The following is a 23,009-nucleotide window of genomic DNA, read 5'->3' as shown; positions in this document are numbered from 1 at the left end:
CGCTCGAGCCACGAGCGATTCATGCCCAGCGACGTTCCTCGTATTTTTCATTAGCGGGCAGCAGCCCCCAGCAGACAGGATTGCCCATGTCCTTTGCCTCCCTCGGTCTCTCCGAGGCTTTGGCCACCGCCGTTGCGGCGGCCGGCTATGCCGAACCCACTCCGGTGCAACAGCGGGCCATTCCCGCCGTGTTGCAAGGCCGCGACCTGATGGTCGCCGCCCAGACGGGTACTGGTAAAACCGCAGGCTTCGCCCTGCCCGTTCTCGAGCGGCTGTTCCCCAACGGCCACCCGGACAAGGCCCAGCGCCCCGGCCCGCGCCAGGTGCGCGTACTGGTCCTCGCCCCGACCCGCGAGCTGGCCGCCCAGGTCCACGACAGCTTCAGGATCTATGCCCGCGACCTGCCGCTGAGCAGCGCCTGCATCTTCGGCGGAGTCGGCATGAACCCGCAGATCCAGGCCCTGGCCAAGGGCCTCGACCTGCTGGTGGCCTGCCCCGGCCGCCTGCTCGACCTGGCCGGCCAGGGCGCCGTGGATCTTTCCCACGTGCAGACCCTGGTCCTCGACGAAGCCGACCGCATGCTCGACATGGGCTTCATCCACGACGTCAAGAAGGTCCTCGCCCTGCTCCCGGCGAAGCGTCAGAACCTGCTGTTCTCGGCGACCTTCTCCAAGGACATCGTCGAGCTGGCCAGCAAGCTGCTGCACGACCCCGAGCGCATCGAGGTCACCCCGCCGAACACCACGGTGGAACGCATCGAGCAGCGCGTCTACCGTATCCCCGCCGGGCACAAGCGCGCCCTGCTCGCCCACCTGATCACCATGGGCGCCTGGGAACAGGTGCTGGTCTTCACCCGCACCAAGCACGGCGCCAACCGCCTCGCCGAGTACCTCAGCAAGCACGGCCTGCCGGCCCTGGCAATCCACGGCAACAAGAGCCAGAACGCGCGCACCAAGGCGCTCGCCGACTTCAAGGCGAACGCCGTGCGCGTGCTGGTGGCCACCGATATCGCCGCCCGCGGCCTGGACATCGACCAGTTGCCCCACGTAGTCAACTTCGAGCTGCCCAACGTCGAGGAGGACTACGTCCACCGCATCGGTCGCACCGGCCGTGCCGGCCGCAGCGGCGAGGCCATCTCGCTGGTCGCCCCGGACGAGGAGAAGCTGCTGCGCAGCATCGAGAAGCTGACCAAGCAGAAGATCCCCGACGGCGACCTGATGGGCTTCGACGCCAGCGCCCTGGAAGCGGAAAAGCCGGAGGTCCGCGAGCCGCGCCCGCCGCGCAACTCACCCAAGGCCAAGCAGCAGAAGCAGCAGCCGGCCAAGAAGGACAAGGCCGAAGCCAGGGACGCCAAGGCGGAGAAGGCCGAGGAGCATCCCGGCGGCCGCAAGGACAAGGGCAAGGACAAAGGCAAGGAGAAGAGTCGCAAGCGCCGCCGCGGCAAGTCCGCCGAACAGGCCCAGGCGACTCCGATTGGCTTCCCGCCGCTGCCGCCGGACCGTGATCCCGAGGAGTTCCTCGACGACGAGATCGACAACTTCGGCAACCGCGCCGACTACGTCAGCCCCTACCAGCAGAACGGCAAGCAGCCCGGCAACCGCGGCGGCCAGGGCAAGCGCGGCGCCGCCAAGAACCGCCGCCCGGGCCAGGGTAATGCCCAGGCCCGCGGCAACGGCAAGCGCGGCGGCGGCCGCCGTTCCGAATACAAGAGCCTGATGAGCGACGCGCCGCTGCGGCCGGAAGGCAGCGTGATCAACAAGCCGACCCGCCAGCCGATCATCCTGCATAAGGACTCGCGCCGCGACCGCGCGCTGACCGCCGAACTGCTCGAGCAGCTGGAAAGCCGCAAGCGCAACAGCGGCGAGAAGCCCGCTCTGCTGACCCGCAACCACGCCGAGGGCGAATAAGCCCTGCCGCGCTCGTCCACGAAAAACGCCGGCAATTGCCGGCGTTTTCTTGTCCGCGAAAAAACCGCGCTTACTGGCGCACGCCTTCCACGGAGAGGATCAGCTCCACTTCCTGGGAAGCCGGGCCGAGATCCTTCTGGATGTCGAAGTCCTTCAACCGGAGCTTGGTGCTGCCCTCGAAGCCGGCACGGTAGCCACCCCAGGGATCCTGGCCCTCGCCGATGAACTTGGCGGCGATCACCACCGGCTTGGTCACCCCGTTGAGGGTCAGGTTGCCGGTGATCTCGGCAGTGCCCTCGCCGGTGGACTTCACCGCGGTGGACTCGAAGGTGGCGGTCGGATGCTTGCCGACGTTGAGGAAGTCGGCGCTGCGCAGGTGCTTGTCACGCTCGGCGTGGTTGGAATCGACGCTGGCGGTGTTGACGGTCACCTTGACCTTGCTCTCCTCCGGCTTGGCGGCATCGAAGCTGAAGCTGCCGTCGAAATCCTTGAAGGTGCCGTACAGCCAGCTGTAGCCCAGGTGGCTGATCTTGAAGTTGATGAAGGCGTGCTGGCCTTCCTTGTCGATCACGTAGTCGGCGGCCAGGGTCTGGCCGGCGCCCAGCAGGCTGCCGGCGAGAGCCAGGGTGGCGAGGGTTTTCTTCAGCATGGTGGGTCTTTCCTTCCTTGTCGCGGTGGGAGTGGAGGTTCAGCGACTGCACCCGAGCATACGCTTCAGGGTCACATCGCGGTCGATGAAATGGTGCTTGAGGGCCGCCAGGGCATGCAGCACGGAGAGGCTCACCAGGCCCCAGGCCAGGTACTCGTGAACCAGGCCGGCGACGTCCTCCTGGTTGGGCAGGCCGGAGACCAGCGCCGGCACCTCGAACAGCCCGAATACCTCAATGCCGCGGCCGTCGGCGGTGGAGATCAGATAGCCGCTGATGATCACCGCGAACAGCCCGAGGTACAGCAGGCCATGGCCGAGCCTGGCACCCAGGCGGGTCAGCGGGCCGTAACTGTCCAGCAGCGGCGGCGGCGGACTGAGGAAGCGCCAGACCAGGCGCAGCAGCATCGCCGCGAACAGGCACAGGCCGATCGCCTTGTGCAACGCCGGGGCGCTACGGTACCAGCTGCTGTAGTAGTCCAGGCCGACCATCCACAGACCGAGGCCGAAGAGGCCGAAGACCGTCAGCGCCACGCCCCAGTGCAGCAGGATGCTGACCAGACCGTAGCGCGCCGGTGAGTTATGCCATTGCATGGGTTCCTGGCTCCTTGGAAACGAACGGATAGACTAGCGGCAAATTCATCGGTTTGAAGCGGAAAATCCTGCTTCGAAATATCGAGAAAAACGATATTTATAGCGTCTTACCCAGCGGTTGTCCTGCCCACGCGCATTGCATAGGCTTGCCCTTCCCACCCAGGCGACACCTTGAGGAGAACCGTCATGGGCCTGAACGACCAGTGGATGCAACGCGACCTCGCCGTGCTCTGGCATCCCTGCACGCAGATGAAGGACCACGAGCGCCTGCCGCTGGTGCCGATCCGCGCGGCCTCCGGGGTCTGGCTGGAGGACTTCGAGGGCAAGCGCTACCTGGACGCGGTGAGCTCCTGGTGGGTCAACGTCTTCGGCCACGCCAACCCGCGCATCGGCGCACGGGTCAAGGCCCAACTGGACCAGCTGGAGCACGTGATGCTCGCCGGCTTCACCCATCCGCCGGTGATCGAGCTGTCCGAGCGCCTGGTGGCCATTACCCCGGACGGATTGTCCAAGGTGTTCTACGCCGACAATGGCTCCTCGGGCATCGAGGTGGCCCTGAAGATGAGCCACCACTACTGGATCAACAGCGGCCAGCCCGGCAAGAAGCGCTTCGTCACCCTGACCAACAGCTACCACGGCGAGACGGTGGCGGCCATGTCGGTGGGCGACGTGGCGCTGTTCACCGACACCTACAAGGCGCTGCTGCTGGACAGCCTCAAGGTGCCCAGCCCGGACTGCTACCTGCGCCCGGACGGAGCCAGCTGGGAGGAGCACTCACGGGCCATGTTCGCCCACATGGAGCGCACCCTGGAACAGCATGCCCACGAGGTGGCGGCGGTGATCGTCGAGCCGCTGATCCAGGGTGCCGGCGGCATGCGCATGTACCACCCGGTCTATCTGAAGCTGCTGCGCGAGGCCTGCGACCGCCATGGAGTGCACCTGATCCACGACGAGATCGCCGTCGGTTTCGGCCGCACCGGGACCATGTTCGCCTGCGAGCAGGCCGGCATCACCCCGGACTTCCTGGTGCTCTCCAAAGCGCTCACCGGCGGCTACCTGCCAATGGCCGCCGTGCTCACCACCGAAGACGTCTACGCCGCCTTCTACGACGACTACGCGACCCTGCGCGCCTTTCTCCACTCGCACACCTACACCGGCAACCCGCTGGCCTGCGCCGCCGCTCTGGCGACCCTAGACATCTTCGAAGAGGACCAGGTCATCGAGGCCAACCGCGCCCTGGCCGCGCACATGGCCCGCGCCACCGAACACCTCAAGGCGCACCCGCACGTCGCCGAGGTGCGCCAGACCGGCATGGCCCTGGCCATCGAGATGGTCGCCGACAAGGCCAGCCGCACCCCCTACCCCTGGCAGGAACGCCGCGGCCTGCGGGTCTACCAGCATGCCCTCGAGCGCGGAGCCCTGCTGCGCCCGCTGGGCAACGTGGTGTACTTCCTGCCGCCCTACGTGATCACCCCAGAGCAGATCGACTTCCTCGCCGAGGTGGCCAGCGAGGGCATCGACCTGGCCACCCGCGAGGCGCTCAGCGTGCCGGTGTCCGGGCCCTACCCCGAGCACCGCGATCCGGGCTAGGGGTGAAGGGCCGGGACACGGGAAACCTCGGTGCCGTCCTCCCCTCTCCATAACCCTCGCCCGGAAACGGCAGAGGGGATGCCCACTCCAGCCAAGAACTGCCGGATGATCCTATGGAATCTTCACGGCCAGGCGCGCCAGCGGGCTGCCCCTGCGCGCGTCCGTGCTTTAAGCTTGCCGCTTTCCGTTGCCGCCCGTAGCCGTCATGCGTCTTTCCCGTTTCTTCGTCGACTCGTCCCTGTCCCTCGGCCAGCATGAACTGCCGGAAGCCCAGGCCCACTACATCGGCCGGGTACTGCGCCTCGCCGCCGGTGCCGCCGTGCAGCTGTTCGACGGCACCGGCCAGGAATTCCGCGGCGAGCTGCTCGAGGTGGGCAAGAAGAGCGTGCGCGTCGAGCTGCGCGAGCAGTTCGCCGGCCTCGCCGAATCACCGCTGCGCATCCACCTCGGCCAGGGCCTGTCGCGCGGCGAGCGCATGGACTGGGCGATCCAGAAGGCCACCGAACTGGGCGTGGCCGAGATCACCCCGATCGTCAGCGAGCGCTGCGAGGTCCGCCTGAAGGACGAGCGCGCCGACAAGCGCCTGGCCCACTGGCGCCAGGTGGCAGTCAGCGCCTGCGAGCAGTGCGGCCGCTCGGTGCTGCCGCTGATCCACCCACCACTGCTGCTCGAGGACTGGCTGGAGAGGGTCGAGGCCGAGCTGAAGCTGGTCCTGCACCCGGTGGCCGAACCACTGGAACGCCATGCCCGGCCGGCGAGCCTGGCCTTCCTGATCGGCCCCGAGGGCGGCCTTGCCGACGCCGAGGTAGAACAGGCCAAAGGCCGAGGCTTCCAGGCTGCGCGCCTCGGCCCGCGAGTGCTGCGTACCGAGACCGCGCCGGTGGTGGCGCTCAGCGTGGCGCAGCAGCTCTGGGGCGATTTCTGAGCGGTGCGCACCGCCCGGCGGTCAGATCAGCCCGGCGTCGGCGAGCTTCTGTTCCAGACCGACCAGGTCGGGGATCTTCGCCAGAGTGTCGCCGAGGCGCACCGCCGCCAGCTCCAGGGGCGCCAACGGCGCCTCGGCGCGCGGCAACTGCTCGTCCACCTTCAGCGAGCGCGGAATGCTCTGCACCAGCAGGGCGAGGAACTTCACCTGCGGGCGGCCGCCCAGGGCGTTGAGCACCGCCACCCGGGCGCCGGAGCACACCTGCGGTGCGCCGTCCGAGGCCGCCTCGAAGGACAGCAGCGGCAGGCTCAGGTCGCGCCAGGCGATCTGCCCGAGAAACCAGGCCGGCATCCCCGGAGTCACCTGCGGCGCACGGTAGGCGATCATCTCGGCCACCACCACGTTGGGCAGCAGCAGGGTGCGGTCGGCCAGTTGCAGAAGCAGCCCGGTGAGGCTGGTGACGCTGTTCGGGGTGGCGACGGCTTGGCTCATGGAAACTCCGCTTGCGATGATCTTCAGGTGTACTGCTCGGCCAGCTGGCGGACCAGCGCCTCGGCGAGCGCCCGCGGGTCACCGCTGAAGGCGCTGTAGCCGCCCTCGCGCAGGCTGTCCGGCATGCTCGGGCAGGCGCAGCTGTCGGCGCTCTGGGTCCAGATCGGCGCGCCCTGGCGACGCACGTAGGCCGCCGCCGCGCTGCCGTCGCTGCCCATGCCACTGAACACGATGACCCCGCACTGGGCGCCGAACTGCTGGGCCAGGTTGAGCATCATCTGGTCGATGGACGGGCTGTAGGGCTCCGGCCAGCCGCGCTCGGCGAGGCGCATGCTGCCGTCGGCGGCGAACGTCAGCTCGCGCTGAATGGGCACCACCACTACCTCGCCGCAGCGCACCGGGTCTCCCGGGCGCACCAGATTGACGTGCCACTGGCTGTGCCGGCCGACCGCCTGGGGCAGCGCGGCCTCGAAACTGGCATCGATGTGCTGGGCGTAGAGGAAGCCGATCGGCAGGCCGCCGGGCAGGGCGTCGAGGAACGCCTTGACCGCCGCCGGGCCGCCCAGGGAAGCGGCCAGCAGCCAGACCTGGCGCGCCGGCTCGCCAGCCTGCAGCGGCGTCGCGGCCAGCGCCTGGGGCAGCTCCAGACGCGACGGGCGCTGGCCCTCCACCAGCAGCGCCTCGAGGCTCGGCCCGACCGCCTGCGAGGGGTCGCCGACCAGGCGCTTGAGCTTGGCCACCAGGCTGCGCTCCCAGCGCGGGTAGTGCTCGGAATGCCGCTCCGGGGCATGTCCCTCGCCGAACAGCACCGGGGTGTCGACCCGCTCCAGGAGCCGCTCGACCAGCGGCGAGTCCTCCGACTGCGCCAGGTCCACCAGCCAGAGATCGGCCGCGCAGGCGTCCAGCGCCGCGTCGTCGAGGCGCGCCGGGTCGCTGTTGAGGACCACCTCGTAGCCGTTGCCGAGCAGTGCCTGCTGCAGCACGTGGCGCTGCAGCGAGGTGTCGGCGAGGACCGCGATGCGTCCGGTCTTGGCAGTCATGACCGGCTATCCGCAGCACGCCCGGCCAGCCGGGCGATGGTTTCCAGCAGCACCGACTCCTGGTACGGCTTGCCCAGGTACTGGTTGACGCCGATGTTCATGGCCCGCTCGCGGTGTTTCTCGCCGGTACGCGAGGTGATCATGATGATCGGCAGGTCCTTGAGCCGCTCGTCGTGGCGTACCAGAGTGGCCACCTCGAAGCCGTCCATGCGCGGCATCTCGATGTCCAGCAGCATGACATCGGGCTTCTGCTCCTGCAGCTGGGCGATGGCATCCACGCCGTCCTTGGCGGTCAGCACGTTCATGCCGTTGCGCTCCAGCAGACGGCTGGTGACCTTGCGCACGGTCACCGAGTCGTCGACCACCATGACCAGCGGCGGGCGTTCCAGCTCCTGGCCCTCCGCAGACTGCTCCAGCAAGTGGGTGCGGCGCGGCTGGGCGAGGATCTGCTGGGCATGGCGGGCGCGGATGGTAGCCAGCAGATCGAGAATCACCACCACGCGGCCGTCGCCGAGGATGGTCGCGCCGGAAATCCCCTGCACCCCGGCGAACTGCGGGCCGAGGCTCTTCACCACGATCTCGCGAGAGCCGGCCAGGGCATCCACCTGCACCGCCACCGCGTGCTCGCTGGAACGCACCAGGATCACCGGCAGCGGCAGGCTCTGGCCGACCAGCTTGGGCTGCTGGCCGTTGTTCAGGAGATCGCCCAGGTAGCGCAGCTCGTAGCTCTGTCCGGCGTACTCGAAGCGCGGCGCGCCCGGCTGGTAGTAGGCTTCCAGCTCGTAGGGCGAGACCCGCACGATGCCCTCGATGGTGTTCAGCGGGATGGCATAGAGGTCCTCGCCGGAGAGCACCATGAGCGCGCGGTTGACCGACACGGTGAACGGCAGGCGGATGGTGAAGCGGGTGCCGACGCCAGGCTGCGAGTCGATGCTCATCGAGCCGCCGAGCTGCTTGACCTCGGAGTGCACCACGTCCATGCCGACGCCGCGCCCGGAGATCTGGGTGACCTTCTCGGCGGTGGAGAAGCCGGCCTCGAGGATGAACTGCAGCACCTCATGGTCACTGAGCTCGCTGTCGGCGCTCATCAGACCACGCTCGACGGCCTTGCGACGCACCGCCTCGAGGTTGACGCCGGCGCCGTCGTCGCTCAGGGTCAGGACGATGTCGCCCCCCTCGCGGCCCAGATCGAGACGGATGGTACCCTGCTCCGGCTTGCCGCTGGCGCGGCGTACCTCGGCCGGCTCGATGCCGTGGTCCACGGCGTTGCGCAGCATGTGCTCGAGGGGCGCGACGATGCGCTCCAGCACGGTGCGGTCCATCTCGCCGTCGGCGTTGCCGACCTGGAACTCCACCTGCTTGCCGAGCTCACCGGCCACCTGGCGGACGATGCGGCGCAGGCGCGGCACCAGACGGTCGAAGGGCACCATGCGGGTGCGCATCAGGCCTTCCTGCAGCTCGGTGTTGACCCGCGCCTGCTGCAGCAACAGGGTCTCGGCGTCGCGGTTGCGCGCCGCCAGGGTTTCCTTGAGGTCGAGCAGGTCGGAGGCCGACTCGAAGAGCGCGCGGGACAGCTGCTGCAGCTGCGAGTAGCGGTCCATCTCCAGCGGGTCGAAGTCCTCGTAGCCGGCGCGTTCCGCTTCGGACTGGTAGCGGCTGAGGATCTGCGCCTGGGTCTCGGTGTCGAGGCGGCGCAGCTGATCGCGCACGCGGTCGATGGTGGCTTCCATCTCGCTGAGGGTGAAAGCGAAGTCGCTCACCTGCTGTTCGACGCGACCGCGGAAGATCGAGGTCTCGCCGGCCAGGTTGACCAGCCCCTCGAGCAGGTCCGCCGGCACCTTGACCATCTCCTGCGGGGCGCGCCGGCCGGCGGCCTCCTGGGCAGCCTCCTGGGCACGACGCACGAAGGGCAGCACCCGGGGCTCGGCGACCGCCTGCGGCGCGCTGCTGGGCGCGGCGACTATGGGCGTCTGCAGGCTGGGCAGCGCCTGCGGCTCGACCGGAGCTTCCGGCAGCGGGGCGGCCGGCGTGTCTTCGCCGAGGTTGTCCTGCAGGCGCTGGCGCAGCTCGGCGAGGCTCTTGTGCAGCCCCTCGAAGCCGGACTGCACGTCGAGCAGCAGGCTTTCCGGCCAGGGCGCGCCCTGCTGGTGGGCCTCGCTCAGGTGCTGCTCGAGGTCGTGGGTCAGGTCGCCTAGGCGTCTCTGGCCGGCCAGCCGTGCCCCGCCCTTCAGGGTGTGCAGGATGCGCAGCATGTCTTCGACGGGCTCGGCGCTGTCAGGCTGCTGTTCCCAGCGGGCGATAGCGCTCTCCATCTCCTCCAACAGGTCGTCGGCCTCCTCGAGGAAGATGTCGAGGATGTCGGCGTCGGCCTCCTCGGCCACCGGCTCGGCAGCCTTGAGGCTCACGCTGGCAGGCACGCTGAGCTGCTCGTCCGGGTTGGCGCGGAAGCGGCGGATGGCGGCGATCAGGGGGTCGCCGTCCGGCAGTGCGCGCTGGTCGCGCAGGGCCTCGAGCATCTCCGCCAGGCGGTCGTGGCAGGCCTGCAGCAGGTCGAAGAGCCCCGGGCTGGCGCGCAGGCGGCCGTTGCCGAGGTCTTCGTAGAGGAATTCCAGTTCGTGGGCGAGGTCGCCGATCTCACGGATCTCGGCCATACGCGCGCCGCCCTTGAGGGTGTGCAGGTCGCGCTGCAGGGCCTCGACCTCCAGGGTGTTGTCGCTGTCGGCCATCCAGCGCTGCAGGGCGACGCCGGCGCTGTCGAGGATGTCGAAGCCTTCCTCAAGGAAGATGGCGACCAGCTCGGGATCGCGGTCGTCCGCCGCCTCGGCAGCGCCGCCCGGTACCTCGACCGGGGCTTCCTCAAGAGCCGCGATCGCGGCCGGCGCCTCGACCAGCGGTTCCGCGTCAGGCAGTGCTTCGACCGCTACCACCTCGCTTTCAGCCTCCACCCCAGGCTCAGACTCAACGGCAGACTGTTCCGTCGCGTCCGGCTCGGCAAGTTCCTCGGCCACTGGCGCCTCGTCCGGCCGTTCGGCAGCCTCCACCCCCTCGGCTTCGGCTTCGGCTTCGGCTTCGGCTTCGGCTTCGGCTTCGGCTTCGGCTTCGGCTTCGGCTTCAGGATGCGCGGGGGTGTCCGCGGCCGGCAACTCCAGCGAACCGTTCTGGCGGAAGGCGCGGATGGTCGCCAGCAGGTCCTCCGCTGCCGTCAGCGCCCTGCCGTTCTGCAGCTGCTCGAGGAACAGCGCCAGGCGGTCATGGCACTGCTGGAGCAGGCCGACCAGCGCCGGAGAATGGCTGTAGCGGCGGTCCAGCAGGCCTTCGTAGAGGGATTCCAGCTCGTGGGCGAGGTCGCCGATGGCGCCGATCCGGGCCATGCGCGCACCGCCCTTGAGGGTGTGCAGATCACGCTGCAGGGCGGACAGCGCCGAGTGGTTGTCCGGCTCGTTCAGCCAACGCTCCAGGGCCTGGCCGGCGCTTTCCAGGATGTCCACCGCCTCCTCGAGGAAGATCTCGACCATTTCCTGGTCCAGACCATCGTCCAGGCGCGCATCGGTCGAGTCGTCCGCCGCGGGCAGCGCTTCGTGGTCGACCTCGCCCTGCGGCTGCCGAGCTTCGGCGAGTGCGGCGTCCAGCTCACGGACCTCCAGGCCGCCGTCGGCGGCCTGGCTGAGCAGCGCCAGGGCGTTCGAGTCGAGAGCCTCGTCGAGCAGCGCGCGCAGGGCGGCGACCCGCGCCGGCTGGGCGTCGACCTGCAGGCCGGCGGCCACCTGGTCCATCATTCCGATCAGCGCCTCGTGGGCCTGCTCGGCCTCGGCGAAGAAGCGCTCGCTGACCGGCAGGCGGCCCTCCTCGACCGCCCCGTAGAGGTCCAGCAGGGCCTCGCAGAGCTCGTCGATCTGCGGCAGCTCGGCCATGGCCGCGCCACGCCCGAGGGTGGTCAGCTCCTCAAGCAGGTCGCTCAGCTCCTGGCGCTCGCTCGGATGCTCGCGCCAGCGACGCAACAGGTCCTCGGCCTCCAGCAGAATGTCCATGCCCTCGGCGAGGAAGATGCCGATCAGTTGCGGGTCGCGACCGCCATGCTGGGCTTCCTGGTTCCGCTCCCCGGCCAGTTCCAGGCGCTCCTGGTGCAGGCGCTGGATGCGTTCGAGCAGCTCCACGGCACCGGCAATCGGCGCTAGCGGCTGGCTTTCCAATTGCCCCAGGCCGCAGCGGAACTGGCGTTCGGCCTCGCCGAGCAACTCTGCCTCGGCAAGATCGACCTGCAGCAGATTGGCCTTGAATTCTTTTACCATCCGTTCCAGCGGCGCGGCGATCTCGGCGATCGGCAGGATGCCGGCCATGTAGGCGCTGCCCTTGAGGGTATGCAGGGCACGCTGCAGCTCGTCGCTGACCGGCTGCGGCAGCTCCTTCGCACACTCGGCGAGGAACGCGCCCAGGGTGTTCAGATGGGTTTCCGCCTCGTTGCGGAAGATCTCCAGCAGTTGCGGGTCGAGCTCCTCGTCCTGACGGTCGTCGTCCGCGGCGACCGGCGCTTCTGTCGGGGCACTGGTCACCGACTCGGCGGCCAGGGTTTCCGGTCTGGGGCGCGCCTCGCCCCTAGCCAGGGCATAGGCGCTGACGGCCAGTTGGTCGACGTCGTCGCGCTGGCGCTGCACCCCGGCGGCGAACTCGTCGCGCAGCTTGGGCATCAGGGAGACCACTTCACCGACCAGCTCGACCACCGCGTCGCTGCCGGGGATGCTGTTGTCCAGCACGCGGTTGAGCAGGTTCTCCACCGCCCAGGCCAGCTCGCCGATGATCAGCGCACGGACCATGCGCCCGCTGCCCTTCAGGGTATGAAAGGCTCGGCGCACCTCGGTGAGCGCCTCGCGGTCGTCGCGCTGGGCCTGCCAGCGCGGCAGGTATTCACCTAGGGTGTCGAGCACCTCACCGACCTCCTCGATGAACACCTCCACCAACTCCTCGTCCACCGGCTCCTCGTCGGCCGGTGGCGGCAGCAGGCTGAGCGGCACGTCCTGGGCCGGCGGGTTGATCGCCTGCACCGGCTTGGCCATCACCTCGGCTATGGTCAGCGGCTTGGCCTCTTCCGCCGCGGGTTCCGGCTCGGGCTCGGCTGGCGCGCTGGGCAGCTCCACTTCAGGCAGCTCCAGGGACTCGACGTCCACCGCGGCCCAGTCCATCGCGGCGTCGGCGTTCATCGCCTCGAGGCCGACGTCGAGCGGCTCCAGGTCGTCGAAGGTCGCCGCCTCGCCGGCCGATGGCGCGGCTGTATCGCCCAGCTCCCAGTCCAGGTCGAACGCTGACTCGTCCCGCGCGGGTTCGGCCGACAGCACCTCCGGCTGCAGCTCTTCGAGGGGCTCGAGGCTCTCGAAGGCGGTCGGGCTCGGCTCGTCCGACGGCTCGGCGGGCAGCTCCCAGGGGGCGTCCCCGGCCTGCTCGCCGCTGTTCAGACCCTCCAGGCTATCGCCGGCCACCGGCTGCCAGCCGTCCTCCAGGGCTTCCACCTGGGGTAGGAGGTCATCCGCCGGCAGGGACTCACCCTCCAGCGCCGGCAGTTCGTCCAGCGTCAGGCCGGATTCGATGCTGGCGAAGTCGCCCGCCAGCGGCTCTTCGGCCGGCAGCTCGAAGGTCCCCAGGGAGTCCTCCTCGGGCGCTTCGGGCGGCGACTCGAGAGTGGCGGCGTCCAGAGCCGGCTCGACTTCGAGCGCCTCGCCGGCGTCCTGCGGCCTGTTCTCGGTCTGCGTCGCCGCGGCTTCCGGCTCTGCCGGGCGATCGAGGATCGAGGGCGGCTCCTGCAGCGGATAGCCGAGACTGGCCAAGCTCTCCTCGGCCACGTCGAGGATCAGGTCGCCCTGGCTGGCCGGGTCCTCGGCGAGGCGCTCGAGGTAGTACTCGACGCTGGTGATGGCATCGGCCAGGGTGTCCAGGCTCTGCCAGTTGGGAATGGCCTTGCGGGCCAGCAGCTGTTCCTGGATGTAGCGGTTGCAGGCATTGAGCAGCGCCGCGGCGCGCTCCAGGGGAATCATGGCCAGACCGCCCCGCACCTGGGTGAGCAGCTCCGGCACGCGTGCCAGGTGCTCGTGATTCCACTGCGAGGCGATGAACTCGATGATGGCGTCCTTGGCCTGTTCCAGGCCGGTGCGCGCCTCCTTGATGACCAACTGGTGGATCTGCGCCACGTCGGTGGTCGGCAGGCGGCTTTCCTCTCTGCCACTGTCTTCGCCAGGGCCGACCATGCCGGCCAGGGTCGCCTCGACGTAGAGCAATGCGCCGGCGATGTCCATCAGGGCGGCGTCGCTCGGGTCGCGCTGACCGAGGGACAGGCCGTGCACCGCGTCGATCTGGTCGAGGATCACCTTGCGCGGCTGGCCGAAGCCGAGCACCGCCAGGGTGTCGGCGATCTGCTTGAGCGGCGCCAGCAGGCCGTCCAGCTCGGCGACGTGGCGGCGGTCGCTGCGCACGAAGAGGTCGAGGCTGTCCTTGATTCGCACCAGTTCCTCGCACAGCGCGGTGACCACCGAGCGCATTGCGTCGCGGTCCGGGCCGGCCAGGCGGGCGCGCTCCTCGTCCACCACCTCGCTGGAGGGCAGCGCCTCGTCGAGGCGATACTGCTCCTTGAGGGCGCGGATGCGCGGCGACTGTGCCGAGGCCTTGGCGATGTAGAACAGCAGGTTCTTGATCAGTTCGTCCGGGGCCGGCTGGTTGATGCCCTCGGCCCCCTGCTCGACCAGACGCTTGAGCTCCTTATCGATCTGCCGCAGCAAGGTGCGCACCGAGGTGCCGTTGACCACGCTGCCGTTGGCCAGGCCTTCGACGATGCCCGAGGCGATACGCCACAGCGGCCCCAGCGGGGCCTCCTGGCAGAGCAGCTCGAGGCGGGCGAAGACCCGTGCCATGTACCCCAGGTTGGTGGCCAGGTCCTGGTTGCGGATCACCCCGACCAGGGCCATCTGCAGCATCTGCCGCAGCTTGCGCAGCAGTACCGGCAGCTCGGCGGTGCGCAGGCGGTTCAGGGCGTCGAGGGACAGCTGCGCTGGTGGCGGCGCGGACATGTCCGGGGTGAACAGGCTGGTTTCCGAGAGCAGCTTGTCGCCGCGCGCGGCACGCAGGTCGTTGAGCAGCGGCAGCACCACCAGCGGCAGGTCGCGGCGCGCGCTCTGCACCCGCTCCAGGTAGGCGGGCATCTGCAGGATGGCCTGCATCAGCACTTCCAGGGCCTCGCTCTGGTTGCTGACCTTGCCGTCCAGAAGGGCCTGGGCCAGGCGTTCCATTTCCTCGGCGAGCAGGGCCGCGCCGTAGAACTCCACCATCTGCAGAGTACCGTGGACCTGGTGCACGTAGGTCAGGCAGAAGCGCATGCGCGTCGAATCTTGAGGGTTCTCGACGAACGCCTCGAGAGCCTGCCGCGCCTGCTTCAGCGTTTCCGCGATCTCGCCTTTGACCCACTCGAGGGCGACATAATCGTGCCGATCACCCATAGCCACTCCGCTCATAACCTTGTGTTACCCCTTCCGGGTAAAAGCCAGGACCTGCTCGTCGGCCACCGGTTCCAGCTCCGGATGCTGCCAACCGACCACTTCCCCCACGCCGATCACCAGCAGGCCGCCCGGCGCCAGGCGCTCGGCCAGGCGGTTGAGGATCTCGCGGCGGCGCCAGCGGCGGAAGTAGATCAGCAGGTTCTGGCAAAAGATGACGTCCATGCCGGACAGCGGCGCCCTGGCCAGATCCAGCACGTTGAGGCGGGCGTAACAGAGCCGCGCCGCCAGGCCCGGCACCACCCTGTAGTGCTCGTCAGCCTGTACCTCGAAATAGCGCCGACGCAGCTCCGGCGCCACGTTCTTCAGGCGCCGCGCCGGGTAGACGCCGGCGCGCGCCTTGTTCAGCGCGCTCTGGCTGATGTCGGTGGCGGTCACCCCGAAGGGTACCTGGCCGTCCGTCGCGCGCAGCGCCTCGGCCGCGCAGATCGCCAAGGAGTAGGCCTCTTCGCCGCTGGAGCAGCCGACGCTCCACAGCGCCAGCGGCCGCTCGCCGAGCTGCGCCAGGCGCTCGGGCAGGTAGCGGGCCAGCAGCTCGAAGGAGGGCCGGTGACGGAAGAAACAGGTTTCCTGCACGGTCAGCCGGTCCAGTAGGGTCGACCACTCCACCGCACCACGCGGCCCGTCGGTGACCTGCCGGTAGTAGCTGGCGTAGTCCGCCACGCCCAGCTCGCGCATCCGCGCGCTCAGGTTGGCCTGCAGGAAGGACCTGCGCTGTTCGCCGATCACCATGCCGATACGGTCCTCGAGCAGCACGCGCCAGTCGTGGAACTCCGTATCCGACATGTCGGCCAATGGCTTCAAGGCCCAGACTGCCTGCATGCCCTGCCCCTCGCCTCCGCTCATGGCTGCCCCGCGGCGCCCCAGCGGGCCGCCGCACTCCTATGCTCAGGCCTGTTCCGTGCTGGGCAGGGTGAAGCCGGACACCGAGCGACGCATTTCGCTGGCCAACTTGGCCAGGTTGCCGATGCTCTTCGCGGTGGCGGTGGTACCGGCGGAAGTCTGCGAGGTGATCTCCTGAATCACGTTCATGGTGTTGGAGATGTGGCCGGCCGAGGAAGCCTGCTGCCGCGCGGCGTTGGAGATGTTCTGGATCAGCGCCGCGAGGGTCTTGGATACCTTCTCGATCTCCTCCAGGGCCACACCGGCGTCCTGGGCCAGGCGGGCACCGCGCACCACCTCGGCGGTGGTCTGCTCCATGGAGATCACCGCCTCGTTGGTGTCGGTCTGAATGGTCTTCACCAGGGCCTCGATCTGCTTGGTCGCCGCCGAGGAACGTTCGGCGAGACGCTGCACCTCGTCGGCCACCACCGCGAAGCCGCGGCCCGCGTCGCCGGCCATGGACGCCTGGATCGCCGCGTTGAGCGCGAGGATGTTGGTCTGGTCGGCGATGTCGTTGATCAGGCTCACGATGTCGCCGATCTCCTGCGAGGACTCACCGAGACGCTTGATGCGCTTCGCGGTGTCCTGGATCTGCTCGCGGATGTTGTCCATGCCGGTGATGGTGTTGTGCACCACCTCGTTGCCCTTGTTGGCGATGGCCACCGAGCGCTCCGCCACTGCGGAGGATTCCGCGGCGTTGGCCGACACCTGGTCGATGGACACGGCCATCTCGTTGATCGCCGCCGAAGCCCCGGCGATTTCCTGGGCCTGGTGCTCGGACGCCTCGGCCAGGTGCATCGCCGTGGCCTGGGTTTCCTGGGCCGCCGCGGCCACCTGCACGGCGGTCTGGTTGATGGTCGCCACCAGTTCGCGCAACTGGTCGATGGAGTAGTTGATGGAGTCGGCGATGGCGCCGGTGAAGTCCTCGGTCACGGTGGCGGTCACGGTGAGGTCACCGTCGGCGAGGTCGGCGATCTCGTCGAGCAGCCGCAGAATCGCGGCCTGGTTGCGCTCGTTCTTCTCGGCGGTCTCGGCCAGACGACGACGGGTGGCCTGCACCATGACCAGGGCGATGAGGATGATCGCGCCCAGGGCCAGGGCGCCGAACAGGTAGCCGGCCAGGGTATTCAGGTGGCGGCTGCCGGCCAGGCTCTCGAAGCTGGCAGCCAGTGCCGAGGTCTTCTCCAGCTCGCTCTGCGACACGTTGAAGATGGCGTTGGCCGATTCACGCACCTGGAAGAGTTCCGGCGAGGTCTCGAGGATCTCGTCCACCGAACCGGAAACGAACTCGAACAGCTCGGAGATCTCGCCGAGGCGCTCGAGGGCTTCGGCATCGGTCACCTTGGTGATGTTCATCGCCGCGTTGCCCTCGATCATCGCCTTGAGCACGCGACCGAACAGGTTGGCGTCACGGCCGAACATGTCGGCGGCCTGCACCGAGTCCTCGTCACCGGCAAGCACCTTGTTCACCGAGCCGAGAATACGCTCAGCGAGCAGCGACTGGCGCTGGGCCACGGACACCTGGCCGGCCGGCGCACCGCTCTGCAGCAGGATGTCGACCACTTCCTCGTACTCCACCTGCAGCTGCGGGATGGTTTCGGCGAGGGTCGCAGCCACCTGGTGCAGGGACAGCACGGTCTGCTCGCTGGCCAGGATGGCGTCGGCGTTCTTGCGCAGGGCATCCCAGTCCTGCTGCACCGCGTCCATTTCCGCGCGCAGCGCCTCCGGTGCGGCCGGCAGGCCGCTCGAGGCATCGCCGTTGACCAGAATGTTCCAGCGCGTCTCGAAGTCGTTGCGCACGTCCTTGAGTAGGGGGAAGGCCTCGGCCTTACCGGCCGCCGCCTCGGTAGCGTTCTTGGCGATACGCTGGGAGAGCACGCGCAGCTCGCCGGCGTGGCCCAGGTATTCCTTGTCGTAGTTCGACTGGGTGTTGAGGTAGGCGAAGTTGGCGAACAACAGCACGATGGAGACGATCAGGACGACGAACAGTACCCCGATCAGCGTGCTGCTGCGCACACCTGCCAATAGATTGCCTGCATTGAGTTTCTTCATTCTCTGGCCCCCGCCTGGACCTACAGCATTCAGTCCCATCTAATGCCAAAAGGCCGGTAACGTGCCGGCCCCACCAAAAAATCCGCGGCTAAACCGCCACGTCCAGAAAGCCCGGGTACTTCGCCAGCGCATGCGGACTGAACGCCAGCCAGGGCTTCTCGCGCTGGAAGACGCCGTAGATGAACGGCGCGATCGCGGCCTCCAAGGGCGGCAACTGCTCGGAGAAGCTGTCCACCAGGAAGTGCTGCATGCCGAACACCTCGTCCACCGTCAGCCCGGCGAATACGTCCTGGTGCTCGACCACCAGCACCCGCCGCTGCTTGCGCAGGGGAGACAGCTCGTGGCCGAAGAAGCCGCACAGGTCCATCACCGGCAACAGCCGGCCGCGCACGTTGGCGACCCCCTTGACCCAGCTCTTCACACCGGGCAGCTGGGTGTAGCGTGGCTCGTGCAGCACTTCGCCGACTTCCCCCATGGGCGCCACGAACAGGCGCTCCCCCATCCGGAAACCGATGCCGCTCCAGGTCTGCACCACCTCCTGCTGCGAGGGCAAACCGGCCGCCAGCTGGCGACAGCGCTGCTCGATCTCGACGAGGAGCTGAAAGGGGCTCTGTACATCCGTCATGCCGGATCCCGCTACTGCCTAGAGGAGGAGTGTGGCGTTGCGACCGGCATTCAGCCGGCCAGCACCGCGTTCAGGGTCTTCAGTAGCGTGGCCTCGTCCACCGGCTTGGTCAGGTAGTCGCGCGCCCCCTGGCGCTTGCCCCAGACCTTGTCGGTTTCCTGGTCCTTGGTGGTGACGATGATCACCGGGATGTGGCCGGTCTCGGTGTCCTTGGTCAGCTGCCGGGTGGCCTGGAAGCCGTTCAGCCCGGGCATGACGATGTCCATCAGCACCACGTCGGGCTTCTCCTGCCTCGCCAGGGCCACGCCGTCGGCGCCGTTCTCGGCCTTGAGTACCTGATGACCGTGCTTCTCGAGCATCTCGGTCAGCTTGTACATCTCGGTCGGCGAATCATCAACGATCAGAATTCGAGCCATGGTCATCCCCATACGACAAAAAAGTATCGGCGGCCGGGCACGGCCGACCGCCCATCAGGAAGCGTGCTCAACCGGGGCGAAATCCGGCACGTGGGCCTTGATCGCTCCGAGCAGTTCTTCCTTGCTGAAAGGCTTGGTGAGGTATTGGTCCGAGCCGACGATGCGCCCCTTGGCCTTGTCGAACAGGCCGTCCTTGGAGGACAGCATGATCACCGGCGTGGACTTGAAGGCGCTGTTGTTCTTGATCAGCGCGCAGGTCTGATAGCCGTCGAGTCGCGGCATCATGATGTCGACGAAGATGATGCTGGGATGGGTGTCGGCGATCTTGGCCAGGGCATCGAAGCCGTCAACCGCCGTGATGACGTCACAGCCCACTTTCTTGAGAAGCGTTTCCGCGGTGCGACGAATCGTCTTGGAGTCGTCGATCACCATCACCCTCAAACCATCGGAATGCTGTTCCATGTCTGCCCTACCATCGCCTCGGTGAATCTTGATTTTCGAGTTATACCAGTGCGCTTCAGGCCCTGTCACCGACGAGCTGCAACCCAATCGTCGGGCCTTTTTAACACAGTCTCCAGACGCAATCTATAAGCCACCGGAGCCCTCATTGTCCTTGACCCAGAGCAGAGTCGGCGCCACTCTGGCGCCCTTTCCTGCCCGCCCGGCCGACCTGCGCCGCCGTCTATTTCCGTAGTGGAGGATTCACCCCATGAGCGTTCGCCTTGGCATAGTCATGGACCCCATCGCGCGCATCTCCTACAAGAAGGACAGTTCCCTGGCCATGCTGCTCGCCGCCCAGTCGCGCAACTGGCCGCTGTTCTACATGGAACAGCAAGACCTGTACCAGGCGCCCGGTGGCGAAGCCCGCGCGCGAGTCCGCCCGCTCGAGGTGTTCGCCGACCCGCAGCGCTGGTTCGAGCTGGGCGAGGAACGCGACATCGCCCTGACCGAGCTAGACGTGATCCTGATGCGCAAGGATCCGCCGTTCGACCTGGAATTCATCTATTCCACCTACCTGCTGGAACAGGCCGAACAGGCCGGCGTGCTGGTGGTCAACCGCCCGCAGAGCCTGCGCGACTGCAACGAGAAGCTGTTCGCCACCCGCTTTCCGCACTGCATGCCGCCAACCCTGGTCAGCCGCAGGCCCGACATTCTGCGCGAGTTTGCCAAACAGCAGCGTGACATCATTCTCAAACCCCTGGACGGCATGGGCGGCTCGTCGATCTTCCGGCACCGCGAGAACGATCCCAACCTGTCGGTGATCCTCGAAACCCTGACCGCCCACGGCACTCAGCAGATCATGGCCCAGGCCTACCTGCCGGCGATCAAGGACGGCGACAAGCGCATCCTGATGATCGACGGCGAGCCGGTGCCCTACTGCCTGGCGCGCATCCCCGCGGAGGGCGAGAGCCGCGGCAACCTGGCCGCCGGCGGCCGTGGCGAGGCGCGGCCGCTCAGCGAGCGCGACCGCTGGATCGCTGCCCAGGTCGGCCCGACTCTGCGCGAGAAGGGCCTGCTGTTCGTCGGCCTGGACGTGATCGGCGACTACCTCACCGAGATCAACGTGACCAGCCCGACCTGCATCCGCGAAATCGACGCCGCCTACGACACCCGCATCGGCGAACGGCTGATGGAAGTGATCGCCCGCAAGCTGCAGGAGTCCGGGCGCATCGCGCAAGTTTGACGCAGGTTGCAGCTTGGCGCTTCCGGCTTGCAGCCTGCCGCATTGCATCGCAGACTGCGCGGCTATCCGAAGCGAGCCAGCCATCCCGAGATGAATGCAGCCGTCGACATGCCCAGCCTTTCCGCCGTGCCCGTGCGCCCGGCGGACCGGCTGGGCTTTGCCCTGTTCGTCGCCACGCTGCTGCACCTGGCGTTGATCCTCGGCGTCAGCTTCTCGCTGCCGGAGATGCCGGAGATCAGCAGAAGCCTGGAGATCACCCTGGCCACCTTCGCCAGCCAGGAGCAGCCCAAGGACGCCGACTTCCTCGCCCAGGCCAACCAGCAGGGCAGCGGCACCCTGGAACACAAGGCGGCACCCAAGACCACCGAGCAGGCGCCGTTTCAGGACAGCGAGATCCGCAAGGTGACCCCGCCGGCCACCCCCAGGCAGAGCGCCCCCCGGGAGACCCCGCAGGCCGCCGTGGCGACCCGCCAGCCGCAGCCGCAGAAGACCTCGGTCAAGCGCGAGCAGATGACCCCGGAGCCGCGCCCGCAGGCCACCCCGCACTTCGACAGCGCCGAGCTCTCCGCGCAGATCTCCAGCCTCGAGGCGGAGCTGGCCCAGGAGCGCCAGGCCTATGCCAAGCGGCCGCGCATCCACCGCCTGAACGCCGCCTCGACCATGCGCGACAAGGGCGCCTGGTACAAGGACGAGTGGCGCAAGAAGGTGGAGCGCATCGGCAACCTCAACTACCCGGACGAGGCGCGCCGCCAGCGCATCTACGGCAGCCTGCGCATGCTGGTGTCGATCAACCGCGACGGCAGCCTCTACGAAGTGCAGGTGCTGGAGTCCTCCGGCCAGCCGGTGCTCGACGAGGCGGCGCGGCGCATCGTCCACCTCGCAGCGCCCTTCGCCCCCTTCACCGGCGACCTGTCGGACATCGACCGCCTGGAGATCATCCGCACCTGGCGCTTCGAGCGCGGCGACCGGCTATCCAGCAACTAGCACCGGCCGGACGCGCCCTTACCCGGAGCTTGTCGCCGGCCCCCCGTGCCCCCAAACTAGCGCCATGAAGAACGCAGCCCCCAGCTACCTCAAGCACCATTTCCTGATCGCCATGCCGCACATGGCCGATCCGAACTTCGCACAGACCGTCACCTACATCATCGAGCACAACGAACAGGGTGCCATGGGGCTGGTGATCAATCGCCCGAACGGCCTGACCCTGGCCGACGTGCTCGAGCAGCTGCGCCCCGACGACGAACCGCCGGCGGCCTGCCGCGCCCTGCCGATCTTCGCCGGCGGCCCGGTGCAGACCGATCGTGGCTTCGTCCTGCACAGCCCCGGCCTGCAGTACCAGGCCACCCTGGACCTCGGCGAGCTGGCCCTGTCCACCTCCCAGGACGTGCTCTTCGCCATCGCCGACGGCCGCGGTCCGGAGCACCTCCTGATCGCCCTCGGCTACGCCGGCTGGGAAGCCGGGCAGTTGGAGGCCGAGCTGGTAGACAACGCCTGGCTGACCTGCCCGGCGGATCCGCGGATCCTCTTCGAGGTTCCTGTGGAGCAGCGCCTGACTGCCGCCGCCGCACGCCTCGGCATCAACCTCGGCCTGCTCACCTCGCAGGCCGGACACGCCTGATGGGCGAGCGTCCGCTACGCCTGCTGCTGGGCTTCGACTACGGCAGCAAGCAGATCGGCGTCGCGGTCGGCCAGGTGGTCACCGGCCAGGCCCGCGAACTATGCGTGCTCAAGGCGCAGAACGGGGTGCCTGACTGGCAGCGGGTCGAGGCGCTGATCCGCGAGTGGCAGCCAGATGCTCTGGTGGTCGGCCTGCCGCTGAACATGGACGGCACGCCCAGCGAGATGAGCGCCCGCGCGGAGAAGTTCGCCCGGCGCCTGCATGGCCGCTTCAACCTGCCGGTACACACCCACGACGAGCGCCTGACCACCTTCGAGGCCAAGGGTCAGCGACTCGCCCAGGGGCAGCGCGGCGGCTACCGCGAACGCCCGGTCGATGCCCTGGCCGCCGCCCTGTTGCTGCAGGGCTGGCTGGAACGCCACCTGCAATCCTGACCCATGACCATGGCCAGCCTCGCCCCAGATCCGAGCCCTGTGCCCAAGGAGTGTCCATGAACCTGCCCAATCCTGCCGACCTGCTGCCGCGGATGGCTGCCGACCTGCAAGCCCATCTCGCCCGCCACCACATCGACCAGCCGCGCTTCATCGGCATCCACACCGGCGGCGTGTGGGTCGCCCGGGCGCTGCTCGAGGCCCTCGGCCGCGACGACGAGCTGGGCCTGCTCGACGTGTCCTTCTACCGTGACGACTTCACTCGCACCGGCCTGCACCCGCAGGTCCGCCCCTCCGCCCTGCCCTTCGAGGTGGAGGACCAGCACCTGGTGCTGATCGACGACGTGCTGATGAGCGGACGCACCGTACGCGCCGCCCTCAACGAGCTGTTCGACTACGGCCGGCCGGCCAGCGTGACCCTGGTCTGCCTGCTCGATCTGGATGCCCGCGAGCTGCCGATCCGCCCCGACGTGGTCGGCGCCACCCTGTCACTGGCCCCCGACGAGCGGGTAAAATTGCTCGGCCCCGCGCCACTGCGCCTTGAGCGCCAGACCCTCGCCTCCGCCGCCAATTGA

General features: G+C 68.3%; 18 protein-coding genes. 8 read left to right on the top strand and 10 right to left on the bottom strand.

Translation table 11 applies throughout. The features are described 5' to 3' along the window. Window positions 1-86 precede the first annotated feature (86 nt). Window positions 87-1,907, top strand: a complete 1,821-nt coding sequence (locus H165_RS0108880) for an RNA helicase RhlE2 (protein WP_017938578.1) — start codon at window positions 87-89, stop codon at window positions 1,905-1,907. A 70-nt stretch (window positions 1,908-1,977) separates the two neighbouring features. Here H165_RS0108880 and H165_RS0108875 read toward each other — a convergent pair whose 3' ends face one another. After that, entirely contained in the window at window positions 1,978-2,556 is a 579-nt protein-coding gene (locus H165_RS0108875; protein ID WP_017938577.1) for a YceI family protein, read from the bottom strand. 39 nt (window positions 2,557-2,595) lie between these two features. Then, the gene (locus H165_RS0108870) at window positions 2,596-3,147 is read right to left on the bottom strand and encodes a cytochrome b (RefSeq protein WP_017938576.1); all 552 of its coding nucleotides are present in this window, start codon (window positions 3,145-3,147) and stop codon (window positions 2,596-2,598) included. A gap of 186 nt (window positions 3,148-3,333) precedes the next feature. Here H165_RS0108870 and H165_RS0108865 point away from each other — a divergent pair, with 186 nt between their 5' ends. Continuing rightward, on the top strand, window positions 3,334-4,737 hold the full coding sequence (locus H165_RS0108865) for an adenosylmethionine--8-amino-7-oxononanoate transaminase (protein WP_017938575.1): 1,404 nt from the start codon (window positions 3,334-3,336) through the stop codon (window positions 4,735-4,737). Between the two features lie 205 nt (window positions 4,738-4,942). Then, window positions 4,943-5,662 (top strand): 16S rRNA (uracil(1498)-N(3))-methyltransferase, encoded by a 720-nt coding sequence (locus H165_RS0108860; protein ID WP_017938574.1) that lies wholly within the window; start codon window positions 4,943-4,945, stop codon window positions 5,660-5,662. Between the two features lie 21 nt (window positions 5,663-5,683). Here the strand turns inward: H165_RS0108860 and H165_RS0108855 are convergent, their stop codons facing one another. From H165_RS0108855 to pilG, 8 genes are all read right to left on the bottom strand, one after another. After that, a complete protein-coding gene (locus H165_RS0108855) occupies window positions 5,684-6,154 on the bottom strand; it encodes a chemotaxis protein CheW (protein WP_017938573.1) in 471 nt (156 codons plus the stop codon). Window positions 6,155-6,177: 23 nt separating this feature from the next. Beyond that, on the bottom strand, window positions 6,178-7,194 hold the full coding sequence (locus tag H165_RS0108850; RefSeq protein ID WP_017938572.1) for a chemotaxis protein CheB: 1,017 nt from the start codon (window positions 7,192-7,194) through the stop codon (window positions 6,178-6,180). Further along, window positions 7,191-14,669 carry an Hpt domain-containing protein gene (locus H165_RS19825; protein WP_017938571.1) on the bottom strand — a complete coding sequence of 2,493 codons (7,479 nt, stop codon included), beginning with the start codon at window positions 14,667-14,669 and terminating at the stop codon, window positions 7,191-7,193. Before H165_RS19825 ends, H165_RS0108850 begins: the two co-directional genes overlap by 4 nt. Window positions 14,670-14,693: 24 nt before the next feature. Beyond that, window positions 14,694-15,572, bottom strand: a complete 879-nt coding sequence (locus tag H165_RS0108840; RefSeq protein ID WP_017938570.1) for a CheR family methyltransferase — start codon at window positions 15,570-15,572, stop codon at window positions 14,694-14,696. Window positions 15,573-15,614: 42 nt separating this feature from the next. Continuing rightward, window positions 15,615-17,660, bottom strand: coding sequence for a methyl-accepting chemotaxis protein (locus H165_RS0108835; protein ID WP_026146487.1), 2,046 nt, complete (start codon window positions 17,658-17,660; stop codon window positions 15,615-15,617). Between the two features lie 88 nt (window positions 17,661-17,748). After that, window positions 17,749-18,285, bottom strand: coding sequence for a chemotaxis protein CheW (locus H165_RS0108830; RefSeq protein WP_017938568.1), 537 nt, complete (start codon window positions 18,283-18,285; stop codon window positions 17,749-17,751). A gap of 50 nt (window positions 18,286-18,335) precedes the next feature. Beyond that, entirely contained in the window at window positions 18,336-18,701 is a 366-nt protein-coding gene (gene pilH, locus H165_RS0108825; protein WP_026146486.1) for a twitching motility response regulator PilH, read from the bottom strand. A gap of 54 nt (window positions 18,702-18,755) precedes the next feature. Next, window positions 18,756-19,163 (bottom strand): twitching motility response regulator PilG, encoded by a 408-nt coding sequence (pilG, locus tag H165_RS0108820; protein ID WP_026146485.1) that lies wholly within the window; start codon window positions 19,161-19,163, stop codon window positions 18,756-18,758. 247 nt (window positions 19,164-19,410) lie between these two features. On the opposite strand from pilG, the gene gshB reads away from it, so the two are divergent. From gshB to pyrR, 5 genes are all read left to right on the top strand, one after another. Further along, the gene (gene gshB / locus H165_RS0108815; protein ID WP_026146484.1) at window positions 19,411-20,385 is read left to right on the top strand and encodes a glutathione synthase; all 975 of its coding nucleotides are present in this window, start codon (window positions 19,411-19,413) and stop codon (window positions 20,383-20,385) included. 90 nt (window positions 20,386-20,475) lie between these two features. Beyond that, complete coding sequence (locus H165_RS0108810) at window positions 20,476-21,369, top strand: energy transducer TonB (protein WP_026146483.1); 894 nt, start codon at window positions 20,476-20,478, stop codon at window positions 21,367-21,369. Between the two features lie 64 nt (window positions 21,370-21,433). Continuing rightward, window positions 21,434-22,003 (top strand): YqgE/AlgH family protein, encoded by a 570-nt coding sequence (locus H165_RS0108805; protein WP_017938563.1) that lies wholly within the window; start codon window positions 21,434-21,436, stop codon window positions 22,001-22,003. Next, complete coding sequence (gene ruvX, locus H165_RS0108800) at window positions 22,003-22,437, top strand: Holliday junction resolvase RuvX (protein WP_017938562.1); 435 nt, start codon at window positions 22,003-22,005, stop codon at window positions 22,435-22,437. The genes H165_RS0108805 and ruvX overlap by 1 nt, the downstream gene beginning before the upstream one ends. 56 nt (window positions 22,438-22,493) lie before the next feature. After that, window positions 22,494-23,009 (top strand): bifunctional pyr operon transcriptional regulator/uracil phosphoribosyltransferase PyrR, encoded by a 516-nt coding sequence (pyrR, locus tag H165_RS0108795; protein ID WP_017938561.1) that lies wholly within the window; start codon window positions 22,494-22,496, stop codon window positions 23,007-23,009.

Origin of the sequence: Pseudomonas thermotolerans DSM 14292, from assembly GCF_000364625.1 — a bacterium.
Classification (GTDB): Bacteria; Pseudomonadota; Gammaproteobacteria; order Pseudomonadales; family Pseudomonadaceae; genus Aquipseudomonas; species Aquipseudomonas thermotolerans.
Note: the sequence above shows the minus strand (reverse complement) of the source record. Positions and strands in the feature narration are given on the sequence as shown.